Raw genomic sequence first — 14985 nt, 5'->3', positions numbered from 1 at the left:
GGGCGGCCGGCGGTCAGCCGGCCGTCCCTTCGCTACGCCCGGTCGAGCCAGGCGTCCTCGGCCGCGTAGTCGAAGAGGTCGCCGTACGCCTGCACCATCTTCGGGTACGCCTCCCGCCAGTCCCGCCCGGACAGTTGGCGTTCGATCGACTCGACCGTTTCCGGGAGCGTCTCGGCGTACCGCACCACCGGGCGGTACCCCAACTCCCGCTGTGCCGCCGACATGTCGCACACCACCGGGACCGGGACCGACCACGGGCTGTCGCCCACGGTCGGAGCCGGCGGGGGACCGTCGACCAGGACCGTCTCGGTCTCCGTGCCCATCACGGTGTCGATCGCCGCGGCGATGTCCGCGACGGTCGGTGCCTCGTCGTCGCAGGCGTTGAGCACCCGGGAGGCGGGTCGTGCCGCGGCGAGGCGGACGAGTTCGGCGAGGGTGTGCACGCTCACCGGGTGGAAGCGGCTCTCACCGCCGTAGGCGAGAACACGTCGTCGGCGGCCGTCCAGGTTGCGCTTGACGAAGTACAGCTCGCGGGGGGTGCGGCAGTGCGGTCCGTGCACCGCGCCGGCGCGCAGCAGGGTGGTGGGCAACTGCTCGCCGGCCGCGAGCAGTTCACGCTCCAGGGCCGCCTTGCGAGTGCTGTACGACGTGTCGCCGGGCGGCACCGTGCGCTGGGTCTCCGGCAGCGGCACCGGGTACTCGGGGAAGCCGTCCGGTTCGGCCTGTGTGTCGAAGTTCCGGCCCTTGCCGTCCTCGTACACCGAGACACTGGAGATCACCACCGCCGAGCCGACCCGCCCCGCCATGGCGGTCAACTGCCGTGCGTGCCGGTCCCCGTAGGCGACGATGTCGACCACCAGGTCGCAGTTCTCGCCGATCACCGCGGCCAGTGCCGCGTCGTCCTCCCGGTCCAGCCGCACGGTCCGCACCTCGTCGGGCCACGACACGTCCCGGCCGCCGCCCCGCGACGCGGCCGTCACCGCCCAGCCGTCCTGCGCGAGCGCCCGCACGGCCGGACGCCCGATCTGGCCCGTCGCTCCGATCACCACAGCACGTTTCATGAGGCGACCCTAGGACGGAACGGCCCGGCAGACATGGGAACTTTGCCCACAGCAGAGCTCAGCCGAGCGGCATCCGCGGGAACCTGCGCTCCCGCTCCGCCCGGGCCGCGGCCTCCTCCGCCTTGACCACGGCCGCGTACCGGTCGACGTACTCCTGCCCGGACAGCGACAGGATCGCGTACATGATCTCGTCGGTGACGGCGCGCAGGATCGCCTTCTCGTTCTCCATGCCGGCGTAGCGGGAGAAGTCGAGGGGCTCGCCGAAACGGATCACGACGGGGTGGATGCGCGGGACGACCTTGCCCGGCGGCTGGGCCTCGAAGGTGCCGATCATCGCGCAGGGGATCACCGGGACACCGGCCTTGAGGGCCATCACCGCGACACCGACCTTGCCCTTGTAGAGACGGCCGTCGTGCGAGCGGGTGCCCTCCGGGTAGATGCCGAGCAGCTCGTCCTTGCGCAGCACGCCGAGCCCCTCGCGGATCGCCGCCTGGCCCGCGTCCTTGCCGGAGCGGTCCACCGGGATCTGCCCGGCGCTGCGGAAGAAGAAGGCGGTGAGCCGGCCCTTGACGCCCGGACCGGTGAAGTACTCGGCCTTGGCGAGGAAGGTGATGCGGCGCTTGAGGATCGCCGGCATCAGGAAGTGGTCCGAGAACGACAGGTGGTTTCCGGCGACGATGGCCGGACCCGACGAGGGCACGTGCTCCAGTCCCTCGATCCGGGGCCGGAAGACCAGTCTGAGCAGCGGTCCGAGAAGCACGTATTTGAGCAGGTAGTAGAACAACGGGTGGGCTCCTCACTCCGTCGGTTCGGCTCACCGCCGCGTTCTCGCAGCTCAACCGGCATGTCGTGAGGGTTCAGTCTAGGTGCAGGCGTGGTCCTGGGGAACCGGTGCGGCCCCCGGACGCGGGCTCGGTCCGTCGCAGGTCAGGGCTGTGCGGTCGGAGCGTGCGGTAAGGGTCCTTCGGCCGAGTGGGGGACGGACCGTGCGGGAAGCGCCGTCGGCGCAGGTGTGGCCGGGGCGGGATCCTTCGGTTCCGTCGTCAGCTCGGCCCAGACGATGCGCCCGTCGCGGTGCGGGGTGCCCCGGACTCCCCAGTCGTCGCACAGCGCCTCGACCAGGAGGAGCCCCCGCCCGCTCTGGTCGTCGGGACCCGGTTGCCGGGGTGCCGGGAGACCGGTCCCGCGGTTCTGGTCCTCGACCTCGATACGGATACGGCCTGCGGTGGCGTGCAGTCGGCACACGATCCGCTCGCTCGCCGAGTGCGTGACCGCGTTGGTGACGAGCTCGGAGGTCACGACGAGGGCGTTGTCGCGGGCCTCGGCGTCGATGTGCCATGCGGTGAGCGTCTCGCGCATGCTTCTGCGGGCGGCGCCGACCGACTCCGGGGCCGCCGGCAGGACGTACGTGTGACTCCGGCGGGGAGCGGGGTCCCCGGAGGCGAGCCGGTCGGGGCCCGAGGGCCCGGGGAGTCGACCAGGGTGCTGCTCGCCTCCGGGTGGCTGTGGGGGGTGCGGCGTCTGTGCCGGCCGGAGGGGAAGCCCGGGACCGGGCAGGCGTGTGAAGGGCTCGGCGCCGGACGGCCGAACGGTCCGCCCCGGCAGTCGGCCGGGAAGCTCGTCCTCGGGCAGTCGGTCCAGCGGGTGGGGGAGGGAGGGCGGAGCCATCGCCGTACGCCTTTCATGTGCCGTGCGGACGTCGGGTGTCGTCGCGGCTCTGTCTCCCCCAACTGGACCGAGCCGTCACTCTCTTCGGCCGGCCGAGGACAGTGAGGCCACTGTGGCACCCCTCAACTGCCGCTCGCAACCTGCAAGTTGAAAATTGCAATGGCTCAAGTGCATGCTGCTTCTGCCAGAAAGTGATCGAATGACCAGGCAAGCGTGAACGCGTGAGACGGTGACCCGGAAGCTGACGGCGTGAGGGGGGAGGCGTGACCGAGACCGACTGGGGCGGCGCCCCTTCCGTCCTGCGCATGATCCTCGGCAGACAGCTGGAGGAGCTGCGGACGCGGGCCGGCCTGACGTACGAGCAGGCGGGCGCGGCCCTCGGGGTCAGCCACTCCACGATCCGCCGGATGGAGGCCGCCAAGGTGGCCCGTCTCAGGCTGGCGGATGCCGAGAAGCTGCTCCAGGTCTACGGCGTGACGGACCAGCAGGAGATCGACACCTTCCTGAAGTCCGTCCGTGAGGCCAACAAGCGCGGCTGGTGGCACACCTATCGCGATGTGCTGCCGGACTGGTTCGCGGCGTATCTGAGCCTGGAGCAGGCGGCGTTGCAGATCCGCGCCTACGAGAACCAGTTCGTCCACGGCCTGTTGCAGACGGAGAGTTACGCACGCGCCCTGCTCGGCGCCGGCAATCCGCACGCCCCGGCCGAGGCGACCGAACGCCGGGTCGCCCTGCGGATGCGACGCCAGGAGCTGCTGACCCGCCGGGAGCCGCCGCGGGTGTGGGTCGTGATGGACGAGACGGTGCTGCGCTGGCCGGTCGGCGGCGCCGACGTGATGCGCGCGCAGGTCGACCATCTGATCGAGATGAACCGGCTGCCGCAGGTGACCCTGCAGATCATGCGGTTCGCGAACGGCCCGCACCCGGCCATGCGGGCGGGCGCGTTCCACCTCTTCCGGTTCCGGGCCCGCGAACTGCCCGACATCGTCTACCTCAACGGCCTGGTGGGCGCTGTCTACCTGGACAAGAGCGACGACGTCGTGGTGTATCGCGAGGCCCTGGACCGGCTGGGCGCCCAGGCGGCGCCCGTCGGCAAGACCGAGGCCCTGCTCGGTGCGATTCGCAAGGAGCTCTGACGTGCACCCCCACATACGCAACGGCATGCCGTCCCGGGAACTGGGCGCACGCGGCTGGTCCAAGCCGTGGAGCGACGACGCCGGAGGCGCCTGCGTGGAAGTGATGAAGCTCGCCGACGGACGCGTCGCCGTACGCCAGTCGACCGATCCCGACGGTCCGGCGCTGGTTTTCACCCCCCTGGAGATGTCGAGCTTCCTGACGGCTGTGAAGGCGGGTGACGCCGACTTCCTCCTCTGACTCCCCTGCTACTGCTGAGCGTTCCCCGCACCCCCAGCCCCGACCCGAATGGGAGACACGGCGTTGCCTGACAACGGATGGCCGGCCGACCGCATCGACACCGAGAACGCGCACTCCGCGCGGATCTACGACTACATCCTGGGCGGCAAGGACTACTACCCCGCGGACAAGGAGGCGGGCGACGCCATGTCCCGGGAGTGGCCCGCCCTGCCCATCCACATGCGGGCCAACCGGGACTGGATGAACCGCGCCGTGCGCTGGCTCGCCGAGGAGGCGGGGATGCGCCAGTTCCTGGACATCGGCACCGGCATTCCCACCTCCCCGAACCTCCACGAGATCGCCCAGGCCGTGGCGCCCGGGTCGCGGGTCGTCTACGTGGACAACGACCCCATCGTCCTCACCCTCTCCCAGGGCCTGCTGGCCAGCACCTCCGAGGGACGCACCGCGTACATCGAGGCCGACTTCCGCGACCCGGCGAGCATCCTCGACGCCCCCGAACTGCGCGAGACCCTCGACCTCACGCAGCCGGTCGCCCTCACGGTGATCGCGATCGTCCACTTCGTCCTCGACGAGGACGACGCCGTCGGCATCGTCCGCCGCCTGCTGGAGCCGCTGCCCTCGGGCAGTTACCTGGCGATGTCCATCGGCACCGCCGAGTTCGCGCCTCAGGAGGTGGGCCGCGTCGCCCGCGAGTACGCGGCCCGCAACATGCCGATGCGGCTGCGCACCATCGACGAGGCCCACGAGTTCTTCGAGGGGCTGGAACTCGTCGACCCCGGCATCGTCCAGGTGCACAAGTGGCGCCCGGACGGCGCGGGGGAGCAGGGCATCCGCGACGAGGACATCGCGATGTACGGGGCGGTCGCCCGCAAGCCGTGAACCGTCCCGGGCCGGGGCCGGCCTGTGGCCCCGGCCCGCTGCGGACCACGAGGGATCAGGCCTGCTCGTCGCCGGAGACCGGCTCCGGTTCCGGCTGCACCTGCACCTGCGGTCGGCCGGTGCGTGCCCGCTCCATGTCGGCTCGTGCGTGGATCAGCAGGGCCACGGCCTTGATGATCGCGGCCGCGCTCATACCGAGCGCCGTCCCCAGTGCGCCGACGGCCGTGATCACCTGGGCGGTCTCCGACGGGTCCAGCCGATCGCCCGCAGGGGCTTCGAGTACGGGACGGCCCGCCAGGCAGGCCATCAGCCAGGCTGTACCCGCCGCGGTGGCCCACAGTGCGACGCGCTGGATCTCGGCTCGGCGCCCACAGCCCGCACCGGCGACCTCGGCGAGGCGGTTCTGGAGTCGCAGATGCCGGAACTCGTAGTGCGCACCCGACTGCCGCAGCACGCCACGGCGGTGCGCCTCCTCGAGGAACTGCATCAGCCGCCAGGGCGCCCGCCCGGTGACGGCCAGCCAGATCCTGGCCGCGCCCATCCGTCCCCAGGCGCCGAGCGCGAGCGCGGAGGTGCCGACCGGCACCCACAGTTCGGTGTGCATGGTGCCCAGCGTGCTGCCCCGCCGAAGCGCCGAGATCAGCACCAGACAGACCCCGCCCGCCAGGAGGGCGGCGATCGCACTGCGCGCGAGAGTCGCGGCCCGGTCGGTGCGCAGGGTGCTCTGCGGACCGGCCGCGCGGATCGTGTCGGACGGTGTGTTCAGAGCACGGTAGACACCGGAAGCGCAGCCCCCGATGGCGCCGATCAGCACCCCGAACCAGACGAGGGGAACCACGGCGTCCCGCACGACCGTCCCGACGGGCCGGTGCACGAGCCACACCTTCACGGGGTCGGGCAGGGCGACCACCAGGTTGTGGGCGTCGACAGGTCTGCCGTCCCACTCGTCGGGCAGGCCGGTCCAGTCGACCACCCAACCGTCGCTCCCCGCACGGATCCGCACCTCCTCCGTCCGCCCCCCGAGTCGCTCGTCCCACGAGATCCGGGCGCCTTTCATCACGGTGAACGGCCGGTCGAGCGCCGCGCGTTCCACGAGCAGGACCTCGCGCGGGCCCGTCGAGCGGACGGACCGTTCACCGTCGTCCGTTTCGTGGAGCCGCCAGCCCTCGAAGACCTCACCGCTCTGCAGCCGGTGAGCGGGCCAGTGGATCCGGTACGCGGCGAACGCGCCGCTGACGCATCCGACCACCGCCGAGGCGGTGACGCCGATCAGCGTGCACGCGACGAAGCCCCGCAGCAGGCCGCGCCGAAAGCCGCGCAGCACGGCGGCCGGACCGGGATGCTGCGCTGCCGCCCGTTCCCCGCGCCGAAGCCCGGCCAGGGACAGCAGCAGTCCGGCCCCGCAGCAGGTCGCGGCCGGGACCAGCGCACCGTAGTAGCCCTGGATCGCAAGACCGGCGAAGACGACCAGGGCACCCGCCACGCGCACGGCCACGGGGCCGCTCGGACTCCCCGCCCAGGGCAGGGCCAGCGGGAGGGGGCGCCGGGGCAGGCCGGCGACGGCGAACATCATCGCCAGGATCAGTCCGAAGCAGCACCCGTTGAGGAACCAGGTGGGTCTCGGGGTGATCACGGCCCCGAGGCGTGCGCCGACCAGGGGCGGTACCAGTAGGCCCAGACCCACCGCGACGACCGTGGCCGCGGCGGTCGTCCGCGCCGCCGTGCGCGCCAACCACCGTGGCCCTTGCGCGGTTTCGGCAGTGGCCGGCAGCAGGAAGGCGAGTCCGAAGCACAGGCCGGACCCGATGCCCGCGAGGTTGAGCACGGCCGACAGCCCGCTGTCCCAGTTGGCGACCACACCCCCGCCGCTGACGGCCAGCGGCACCAGCAGCGCGGCAGTGGCGAGCAGCGCCAGCAGCGCGGGTCCGATCACTCCGAGCGCCCTCGGCATCACCGTGGGAAGCTCCCACCAGGCCAGCCGCCAGGTGGGCGTCGAGCCGGGGCGACGGCGCCCGAGGTCACGAGCGAGGCGGCTCAGCCAGCGGTGGGCCGCGCCCGGGCGCCAGGTGCCCTCCGCGTCCGCGAAGGCCGCCGGTACGAACGCGTCCAGCAGGTGCTCCTCGATGGCCTGCGCCGTGGGGAAACGGCCGGGGTCGGCCAGTTCGGCGGGGCTGCGGGAGGTGTCGCCGTACACCGTGCGCGCCAAGGCCACCATCAGGGGTGTGGTCAGTACGTCCGTGAGCGGTGGCGTGGGGGCCGCCAGCACCGGCGTCCACGCCGTGGAGCCGTCACGGCTCGAACGGGCCGTGCGCTCCAGGTAGTTCCGTGCGGTGTCGAAGTCCAGCGGTCGCAGCCGTACGACCTCTGCCGCGGTCAGCACATCGCCGCCGCGCACGGCGCTCGCCCATTCCGCGGTGCGGCAGGTGAGCAGAACCGGCAGCCGCTCGTCCAGTTCGGCGTTCAGGCGCCGCAGCGCGAGCTCGCGGGTGGCCTCCGGCAGTTCGTCGAGGCCGTCGAGCACGGGAAGCACGAGACCTTCGTCCAGCAACTCGCGGGCCAGCGTGCGCCCGTCACGGACGGCGGCCAGCGGCCGGTACTCCGTGGCCAGCCGCTCGGCCAGCCAGCCGCGCAGTGGCGCGGACCGGGGGTCCCAGCTCGCCAGGGGGAAGAGCACCGGCACCGGGTCGCCCGGTCGCCGCACGGTGAGCGAGCCCAGCACGAACCGCACGGCGAGGATGGTCTTCCCCGCGCCCGGATCGCCCAGCACAACGAGCCGGCCCGAGGGAACGGCCCGGAACGTCCCGACGATCCGGTCGAGCCGCTCGTCCCCGTCGCGTGGTGCCGGCAACGGCAGCCCGCACGCGATGTTGCGCGGGTGGTCGGCGAGCGGCGGACCGACGCGGGACCAGTGGACGTCCAGGGGCGCCGGGTCCTGCAACCGGCGCAGCCGGGCCTCCGCGGCCCACTGGACCCGCACCGCCTCGGCGAGGTCGTCGGCCGCCTGCAGCCGCCGGTTCCCCGCAGCGGCGGTCTCCGGGCCACTCTGCCCACGCAGGAGGTCCGCGGTGAACGCGCACACCGCCAGCGCTGCGGAGACCACCGAGACCCACAGCGCGGCCGCGTCCTTGTCGTCGTTGTGGCGTACGAGGGCGACCACCAGCGCGACCGACGCGGCACCGGCCACTCCCAGTCCGAGACGGCGAAGCACACGACCACGCTCACACGGCGGTTCGTCCCCACAGGGAAGGATCGGCGATCTTCGCCGCAACGGGTGACCGGCAGGACGGGTGTTCGCGGCGGTGGTGCGTCTGCCGAGGTGCTGTGCGCCGGAGGTCGGCCCCGGATCGCCGCCCGCACCCAGGAGGTCACGTCAGCGACTGCTCCGCCCAGATGATCTTTCCGTCGGGTACAAAACGGGTGCCCCACCGCTGGGTGAGCTGCGAGACCAGCAGCAGCCCGCGCCCGCCCTCGTCCGTGGTGCGGGGGTGGCGCAGATGAGGTGCGGTCGCGCCGCCGTCGAAGACCTCGCAGACCAGGGCGCGCCCCCTGATCAGCCGCAGCCGGATGGGGCCGGTGGCGTACCGGATGGCGTTGGTGACCAGTTCGCTCACGACGAGTTCCGTGGTGAACGCCAGCTCCTCCAGCCCCCACTCCGCGAGCTGCCGCATGGCCGCCTTGCGGGCGTCGGCGACGACGGCCGGGTCGGTGGGCAGGCCCCAGTCCGCCACCTGGTCGGCGCCGAGGCGGCGGATACGGGCCATCAGGAGGGCCACGTCGTCGTACGGGCGGGTGGGCACCAGGGCGTCGACCACGGAACGGCACCGGACATCGAGCGAGGGCGCCGGCCGTTCCAGGGCCAGCCGCAGCCGGTCCCGGCCCGCGTCGACGGTCCAGGACCCCTCCTCACCGGCGAGCAGCCCGTCGGTGTGCAACGTGAGCGTGCTGCCCGGTGGGAAGGTCATCTCCACCGACTCGAAGGGCGGCCCGCCCACGCCGAGGGGCGGCCCCTGGGGGAGGTCCACGAACGTGGCCGTACCGTCGGGCAGGATCACCGCGGGCGCCGGATGCCCGGCGGCGGCCATCGCGCACCGTCCGTCGACCGGGTCGTAGACCACGTACACACATCCGGCGCCGGACCGGGCGTCTGCGGCTCCGTCGGTGGCCGGCGCGGAGGGGCGGGTGCCGTCGGTCTCTCCGGCGTCGGGCGCGGTGCCCGTGGTGTCGGCGGGAGCAGTTGCGTCGCATCCACCGGTGTGCGCCGCTCCCTCCGCGGCCGGTACGCCCGCCCAGGCCGGGGCGGGCGCTCCGGTGTCCGGTGTGATGCCGTCCTCGTACTCGGAACGCGCCACCAGGTCGTCGAGGTGACCGAGCACCTCCTCGGGCGGCAGGTCCAGGGCGGCCAGAGTCCGCACGGCGGTACGCAGCCGCCCCATCTCCGCCGCCGCGACGATGCCGTGCCCGGTCACCTCGCCCACCACGAGGGCGACCCGCGCACCGGACAGCGGGATGAGGTCGTACCAGTCACCGCCGACGCCGGTCAGCTCGTCGGCAGGCCGGTAGCAGGCCGCCACCTCCACGGCCTCCTGTTCGGGCAGCCGGTGCGGGAGCAGGCTGCGCTGCAACACCAGGGCCGCGTCCCGCTCGCGGGTGTAGCGCCGGGCGTTGTCCACGCAGACGGCCGCCCGGGAGACGAGGTCCTCGCCCAGACTCAGATCGTCTGGGTCGAAGGCCTCGTGGCGGCGGCGCCGGAAGAAGGTGGTGACGCCCAGGGTGACGCCCCGCGCGCGGATCGGCACGATCATCGCGCTGTGCAGGCCCAGCTCCAGGAAGATGGACCTCCGGCCACCGCGCGCGTCGGTGGCCCATTCCTCGCCGAGCGGGTCGAGCCGTTCCTCGAGCCAGGAGCTGCCCGTCGTCAGACAGCGGATCGGGGGCGATCCCGCCAGGTAGGTGGCCACCTCACCGATGCCGAAGAGGGCCCTCGGGACCGCGTCGAGCGACCGCTGGCCCGCGCGGCGCAGCGGCACGGGATCCGAGGCGCTCAGTGGCCCGGGGGCGGGCTCCGCGCCGCTCAGCACCGACTCCAGCAGGTCCACGGTGACGAAGTCGGCGAGCTCCGGTACCGCCACGTCGGCCAGCTCCTGCGCGGTCCGCGTGATGTCCAGGGTGCGGCCGATGTGCTGGCCGGCCCGGTCGAGCAGGGCCAGCCGCTGCCGGGCGCGGTGCCGGTCGGTGATGTCCACGACGATGTAGTACACGCCCACCGGGTGACCGTGGCCGTCGTCGAGCCGGGTGAACGACATCATGTGCGAGGTCTCCCGGAACGGGGCGGCCCGGACGCGTCCCACGTGCTCGAAGCCGACCACGGATTCGCCGGTCGCCAGCACGTGCCGCATCTGCTCCTCGATCGCCTCGGTGTCCAGGCCCGGCTGGATGTCCGCCAGCCGCAGTCCCAGCCGGCGTTCCGGGGGGCCGCCGCCGTACTGGGCGAGGGCGGTGTTCGACCAGACGTAGCGCAGGTCCGTGTCGACGATCGCTATGCCGACGGGGGAGCGGTCGACGAGCTGTTCCAGCATGGTGCGGCTCATGTCCCAGCCGGGCGCGTCCGCCAGCTCCGACATCAGCGCGAGCCACTGCGAGGGGCCGCGCGTCTCCCGCGCGGAGGTGATCCGCACCATCACCCGGACGGGCAGTCCGTCCTTGCGCCGGGCCGTCAGCAGCCCGGCCCATTCACCGTCCCTGCGGCAGCACTCGAACACCTCCGGTACCCGCCGGGCGTCCTCGGCGGTCAGCAGGTCGGCCAGGTTCGTGCCCACGGCTTCGGCGGCCCCGTACGCCAGCATGCGCTCGGCGTCCCGGGTCCAGCTCGTCACCACGCCCCGTGCGTCCAGCAGCAGGGGCGCGGCATCCGCCACGTCGAACCGTCGACGGGCGACGTCGCGGTCCTCGTAAGTGCCCACGGCCGACCTCTCTGTCGCTGAGAGTGGTCTACCACCTCTCCCACCCATCTTCACCCTTCGGCCGTCGCCCCTGCCGCGCGGAGGCACGTGCCGGGCAGACGAGTGGGATCGAGGCGGACCTCGCTCATGAGAGGCTCCCGCCGGAGTGGGTGCTCTCACGCGCCTCGCAGCAGTACCGCCTCCAGTGTGCCGAGGGCGGAGCGGAGTTCCTGTTCCGTGATGGTCAGTGGGGGTGCCAGGCGGATGGTGGAGCCGTGGGTGTCCTTGACCAGAACGCCCTCCCGCATGAGGCGCTCGCTGATCTCACGGCCGGTGCCGAGGGACGGGTCGATGTCGACGCCCGCCCACAGCCCGCGCGCCCGGAAGCCGACGACACCCTGGCCGACGAGCTTCGCCAGGCCGTCCCGCAGGACCACGCCCAGCTCCGCCGCCCGGCGCTGGAACTCGCCCGTCTCCAGCAGGTCCACCACCGCCGTGCCGACCGCCGCCGCCAGCGGGTTGCCGCCGAACGTCGAACCGTGCTCACCCGGCCGCAGCACACCGAGGACCTCCCGGCGCGCGACCACCGCCGACACCGGCACGATGCCACCGCCCAGCGCCTTGCCGAGGAGCAGTACGTCCGGGACGACGCCCTCGTGCTCGACGGCGAGGGTACGGCCGGTACGGCCGAGGCCCGACTGGATCTCGTCCGCCACCCACAGGCAGCCCTTGCGCCGGGTCAGGTCGCGGACGCCCGCCAGATAGCCGTCGTCCGGGATCAGCACACCGGCCTCGCCCTGGATCGGCTCGATCAGCACCGCCGCCGTCGTCTCGTCGATCGCCGCCTCCAGCGCCGCCAGGTCGTTGTACGGCACGATCCGGAAGCCCGGCGTGAAGGGGCCGAAGCCCGTACGCGCCGTCTCGTCCGTGGAGAAGCTGACGATGGTCGTCGTACGGCCGTGGAAGTTCTCCGCCGCGACCACGATCGTGGCCCGGTCGGCAGGGACGCCCTTCACGTCGTACGCCCACTTGCGCGCCACCTTGATGCCGCTCTCGACCGCCTCCGCGCCCGTGTTCATGGGCAGCACCATGTCCAGGCCGGTCAGCCCGGCCAGCCGCTCGGCGAACTCGGCGAGCCGGTCGTTGTGGAAGGCACGCGAGGTCAGGGTCAGGCGGTCCAGCTGGCGGTGCGCCGCGTCGATCAGCGCGGGGTGCCGGTGGCCGAAGTTGAGGGCGGAGTAGCCGGCCAGCATGTCGAGGTAGCGGCGGCCCTCGACGTCCACCACCCAGGTGCCCTCGGCGCCGGCGACGACCACGGGCAGCGGGTGGTAGTTGTGCGCGAGCACCGGCTCCTCGGCGCGGATCAGCTCGGCGGAGTCACGGGTACGGGCGGGTGCGGTCATGGGCGGATCTCCTGGGTGCAGCACTTGATGCCGCCGCCGGCCTTGTGGAACTCCGACAGGTCGACGGGGACGGGGACGTAACCGCGATCGGCCAGCTGTGAGGCGAGGCCCTCGGCGCGGGGCGGGACGAAGACGTGGTGTCCGTCGGAGACGGAGTTCAGCCCGAACGCCATCGCGTCCTCGCGGCTGCCGAGCACCGCGTCCGGGTACAGCCGCTCCAGCACCTCGCGGCTGCCGGGCGAGAACGCCTCCGGAAAGTACGCGATGTTCTCGTCGTCGAGCACGAACAGCGCCGTGTCCAGGTGGTAGAAGTACGGGTCCACCAGCGTCAGCGAGATCACCGGGACGCCGAAGAACTCCTGCACCTCGCGATGCGCCTCGCGGGTGGTACGGAAGCCGGTGCCGGCCAGCAGGTACCGGCCGGTGAAGACGAGGTCGCCCTCGCCCTCGCACACGTTCTCGGGCCGGTAGACGTCGTAGCCCGCCGCCTTGAACCAGGTCTCGTAGTGGGTGGACTCGGGGCGGCGCTCGGGTGCGTGGAAGAGGGAGCCGAAGACGCGGCCGCCGACGACGACCGCCGAGTTCGCGGCGAAGACCATGTCCGGCAGCCCGGGCACCGGCGGCACGGTCTCGACCGTGTGGCCATGGGACCGGTAGGTGTGGATCAGTGCCTGCCACTGCTCCTGGGCCAGGTCGACGTCGACGCGGACGTCGGGATGCATCCAGGGATTGATCGCGTACTGCACGGCGAAGTGCCTGGGTTCGCAGACGAGGAAGCGCCGTTGACGCGGCACACGGCTTGTGGGCACAGAGGGGTACCTCCGCTTCCAGCGGTGTCGACTGAGGGTTGACACCAAGGTAGGAAGCGACCGTGACGGGCGACAAGCAACAAAAGCTGCGTGTCCGCGCAGGAATGCTGCGTTCTGAACGCCCTCAGCGCACGTCTGGTGCGGCCTGCGGGGCAGGGTGGCTGGCACCCGCCTCAGGACTCTCCGGGATCAGATGGGACAGCACCATCACACTGATCGTCTTCCTGATGAACGGCTCCGCACGGATCCGCTCGAGCACCTCCTCGAAGTGCTCCACGTCCCTCGCCCGTACATGCAGCAGCGCGTCCGCCCCACCGGTCACCGTCATCGCCGCCGTGATCTCGGGGTGATGGCGCACGACCTCCGCCAGCCGCCGGGGCGGGGCGGCGCCCTCGCAGTACACCTCGACGTACGCCTCCGTGCGCCAGCCCAGCGCCGACGGCTGCACCGTCGCAGTGAACCCGGTGATCACGCCCGTCTCGCGCAGCCGGTCCACCCGGCGCTTGACGGCGGTCGCGGACAGCCCGATCGCCGTGCCGATCTCGGCGAAACTGGTCCTGGAGTTCGTCATCAACGCGGTGATGATCTTCCGGTCGAGCTCGTCGAAGGATGCCGGCCTGCTGTTCATGCGGGCACTGTATCCAGCGGAAACGTCCACGTCCGGCCCGTGTGCAGGCGTACGGAATGCTCCTAGACTCCACGTTCATGCTGCGCGCCCTGGCTGTCGACGACGAACGCCCCTCGCTCGAGGAACTCGTGTACCTGCTGAACGCGGATCCACGGATCAGCAGCGCGGAGGGCGCCGGCGACGCGACCGAGGCGCTGCGCCGCATCAACCGCGCCCTGGAGTCCGGGCCGCACGGGCCGGAGGCCATCGACGTCGTCTTCCTCGACATCAACATGCCCGGCCTCGACGGACTGGACCTGGCCCGCCTGCTGACCGGCTTCGCCCAGCCGCCGCTGGTCGTCTTCGTCACCGCCCACGAGGACTTCGCCGTCCAGGCCTTCGACCTCAAGGCGGTCGACTACGTGCTCAAGCCGGTCCGCAAGGAGCGCCTCGCCGAGGCCGTGCGCCGGGCCGCCGAACTGCGCGGCACCGCACCGCGCATCCCCGTGCACGAGCCCGACCCCGACCACATACCCGTCGAACTGGGCGGCGTGACCCGCTTCGTCGCCGTCGACGACATCACCCATGTCGAGGCGCAGGGCGACTACGCCCGACTGCACACCGGCAAGGGCAGCCACCTGGTGCGCATCCCGCTGTCCACCCTGGAGGACCGCTGGCGCTCCCGCGGCTTCGTCCGCATCCACCGCCGCCATCTGGTCGCCCTGCGCCACATCGGCGAACTCCGCCTGGACGCGGGCACGGTCAGCGTCCTGGTCGGCTCCGAGGAACTCCAGGTCAGCCGCCGCCACGCCCGTGAGCTGCGGGACCTGCTGATGCGCCGGACCACGAGCTAGGGGAGATGCGCATGCCCCAGGACCAGACCGAACGCCGCGTCGTCGTCACCGGACCGCCCCGCCGGACCGGCCGGGCCTCCGGCTACTACCGCCCCCGCACCGAGATCGACGAGCAGACCACCCTCGGCCACACGTACGTCCGCTCCCTGATGCGCACCCAACTGCGCGCCGCGCTCACCGTGTTCGCCGTGCTCGGCCTGCTGGTCGGCCCCCTGCCGCTGGTTTTCGCGGTGACCCCGAACGCCCGCCGTCTGGAGTGGCTGGTGCTCGGCTTCGGCCTGTACGCGCCGCTGGTGCTGCTCGCCCGCTGGTACGTGCGGCGCGCAGAGCGCAACGAACGGGACTTCGTGCGTCTCGTCGAGGACCGCTGAGCCGGCCGAGGTCCACGCCC

13 protein-coding genes are annotated in these 14985 nt (G+C 72.2%); 5 read left to right on the top strand and 8 right to left on the bottom strand.

Annotation, left to right across the window (positions count from 1 at the left end; genetic code table 11):
- Window positions 1-32: 32 nt before the first annotated feature.
- From ACFV7R_RS24850 to ACFV7R_RS24840, 3 genes are all read right to left on the bottom strand, one after another.
- Window positions 33-1061, bottom strand: a complete 1029-nt coding sequence (locus tag ACFV7R_RS24850) for an NAD-dependent epimerase/dehydratase family protein (protein ID WP_385267027.1) — start codon at window positions 1059-1061, stop codon at window positions 33-35.
- Between the two features lie 58 nt (window positions 1062-1119).
- Window positions 1120-1845, bottom strand: coding sequence for a 1-acyl-sn-glycerol-3-phosphate acyltransferase (locus ACFV7R_RS24845; RefSeq protein ID WP_129796613.1), 726 nt, complete (start codon window positions 1843-1845; stop codon window positions 1120-1122).
- A 143-nt stretch (window positions 1846-1988) separates the two neighbouring features.
- Window positions 1989-2462, bottom strand: coding sequence for an ATP-binding protein (locus ACFV7R_RS24840; RefSeq protein WP_385267339.1), 474 nt, complete (start codon window positions 2460-2462; stop codon window positions 1989-1991).
- Between the two features lie 572 nt (window positions 2463-3034).
- Here ACFV7R_RS24840 and ACFV7R_RS24835 point away from each other — a divergent pair.
- From ACFV7R_RS24835 to ACFV7R_RS24825, 3 genes are all read left to right on the top strand, one after another.
- Window positions 3035-3865, top strand: coding sequence for a helix-turn-helix domain-containing protein (locus ACFV7R_RS24835; RefSeq protein ID WP_385267337.1), 831 nt, complete (start codon window positions 3035-3037; stop codon window positions 3863-3865).
- Between the two features lie 25 nt (window positions 3866-3890).
- Window positions 3891-4103: a DUF397 domain-containing protein gene (locus ACFV7R_RS24830; RefSeq protein ID WP_385267334.1), complete on the top strand. Its 213-nt coding sequence runs from the start codon at window positions 3891-3893 to the stop codon at window positions 4101-4103.
- Window positions 4104-4166: 63 nt separating this feature from the next.
- Window positions 4167-4982: an SAM-dependent methyltransferase gene (locus ACFV7R_RS24825; protein WP_385267024.1), complete on the top strand. Its 816-nt coding sequence runs from the start codon at window positions 4167-4169 to the stop codon at window positions 4980-4982.
- A 55-nt stretch (window positions 4983-5037) separates the two neighbouring features.
- On the opposite strand, the gene ACFV7R_RS24820 is transcribed toward ACFV7R_RS24825, so the two are convergent.
- The 5 genes from ACFV7R_RS24820 to ACFV7R_RS24800 all read right to left on the bottom strand — a co-directional run bounded on the left by ACFV7R_RS24820 (window position 5038) and on the right by ACFV7R_RS24800 (window position 13761).
- Entirely contained in the window at window positions 5038-8190 is a 3153-nt protein-coding gene (locus ACFV7R_RS24820; RefSeq protein WP_385267022.1) for an NACHT domain-containing protein, read from the bottom strand.
- A gap of 157 nt (window positions 8191-8347) precedes the next feature.
- Complete coding sequence (locus ACFV7R_RS24815) at window positions 8348-10942, bottom strand: SpoIIE family protein phosphatase (protein WP_385267020.1); 2595 nt, start codon at window positions 10940-10942, stop codon at window positions 8348-8350.
- A 155-nt stretch (window positions 10943-11097) separates the two neighbouring features.
- On the bottom strand, window positions 11098-12324 hold the full coding sequence (gene rocD / locus ACFV7R_RS24810; protein ID WP_385267018.1) for an ornithine--oxo-acid transaminase: 1227 nt from the start codon (window positions 12322-12324) through the stop codon (window positions 11098-11100).
- A complete protein-coding gene (gene ddaH, locus ACFV7R_RS24805) occupies window positions 12321-13133 on the bottom strand; it encodes a dimethylargininase (RefSeq protein ID WP_385267016.1) in 813 nt (270 codons plus the stop codon). Before ddaH ends, rocD begins: the two co-directional genes overlap by 4 nt.
- Window positions 13134-13257: 124 nt before the next feature.
- The gene (locus ACFV7R_RS24800; protein WP_385267014.1) at window positions 13258-13761 is read right to left on the bottom strand and encodes an Lrp/AsnC family transcriptional regulator; all 504 of its coding nucleotides are present in this window, start codon (window positions 13759-13761) and stop codon (window positions 13258-13260) included.
- A 77-nt stretch (window positions 13762-13838) separates the two neighbouring features.
- Between ACFV7R_RS24800 and ACFV7R_RS24795 the strand changes: the two genes are divergently transcribed.
- Together ACFV7R_RS24795 and ACFV7R_RS24790 are read left to right on the top strand one after the other, a co-directional pair.
- Window positions 13839-14594 (top strand): LytR/AlgR family response regulator transcription factor, encoded by a 756-nt coding sequence (locus ACFV7R_RS24795; protein ID WP_385267331.1) that lies wholly within the window; start codon window positions 13839-13841, stop codon window positions 14592-14594.
- Window positions 14595-14605: 11 nt separating this feature from the next.
- Complete coding sequence (locus tag ACFV7R_RS24790; protein WP_129796605.1) at window positions 14606-14965, top strand: hypothetical protein; 360 nt, start codon at window positions 14606-14608, stop codon at window positions 14963-14965.
- Window positions 14966-14985: the final 20 nt, after the last annotated feature.

The organism is Streptomyces sp. NPDC059866 (assembly GCF_042731325.1).
Taxonomy (GTDB): Bacteria; Actinomycetota; Actinomycetes; order Streptomycetales; family Streptomycetaceae; genus Streptomyces; species Streptomyces flavusporus.
The sequence above is the reverse complement of the archived record's forward strand: the minus strand, read 5'-3'. Positions and strand labels throughout refer to the sequence as shown.

What these genes read in the sequence shown, in the direction of transcription:
- ACFV7R_RS24850 (WP_385267027.1), bottom strand. Translation starts at nt 1,061, where the DNA reads ATGAAACGTGCTGTGGTGATCGGAGCGACGGGCCAGATCGGGCGTCCG.
- ACFV7R_RS24835 (WP_385267337.1), top strand. Translation starts at nt 3,035, where the DNA reads ATGATCCTCGGCAGACAGCTGGAGGAGCTGCGGACGCGGGCCGGCCTG.
- ACFV7R_RS24830 (WP_385267334.1), top strand. Translation starts at nt 3,891, where the DNA reads ATGCCGTCCCGGGAACTGGGCGCACGCGGCTGGTCCAAGCCGTGGAGC.
- rocD (WP_385267018.1), bottom strand. Translation starts at nt 12,324, where the DNA reads ATGACCGCACCCGCCCGTACCCGTGACTCCGCCGAGCTGATCCGCGCC.
- ACFV7R_RS24800 (WP_385267014.1), bottom strand. Translation starts at nt 13,761, where the DNA reads ATGAACAGCAGGCCGGCATCCTTCGACGAGCTCGACCGGAAGATCATC.
- ACFV7R_RS24795 (WP_385267331.1), top strand. Translation starts at nt 13,839, where the DNA reads ATGCTGCGCGCCCTGGCTGTCGACGACGAACGCCCCTCGCTCGAGGAA.
- ACFV7R_RS24790 (WP_129796605.1), top strand. Translation starts at nt 14,606, where the DNA reads ATGCCCCAGGACCAGACCGAACGCCGCGTCGTCGTCACCGGACCGCCC.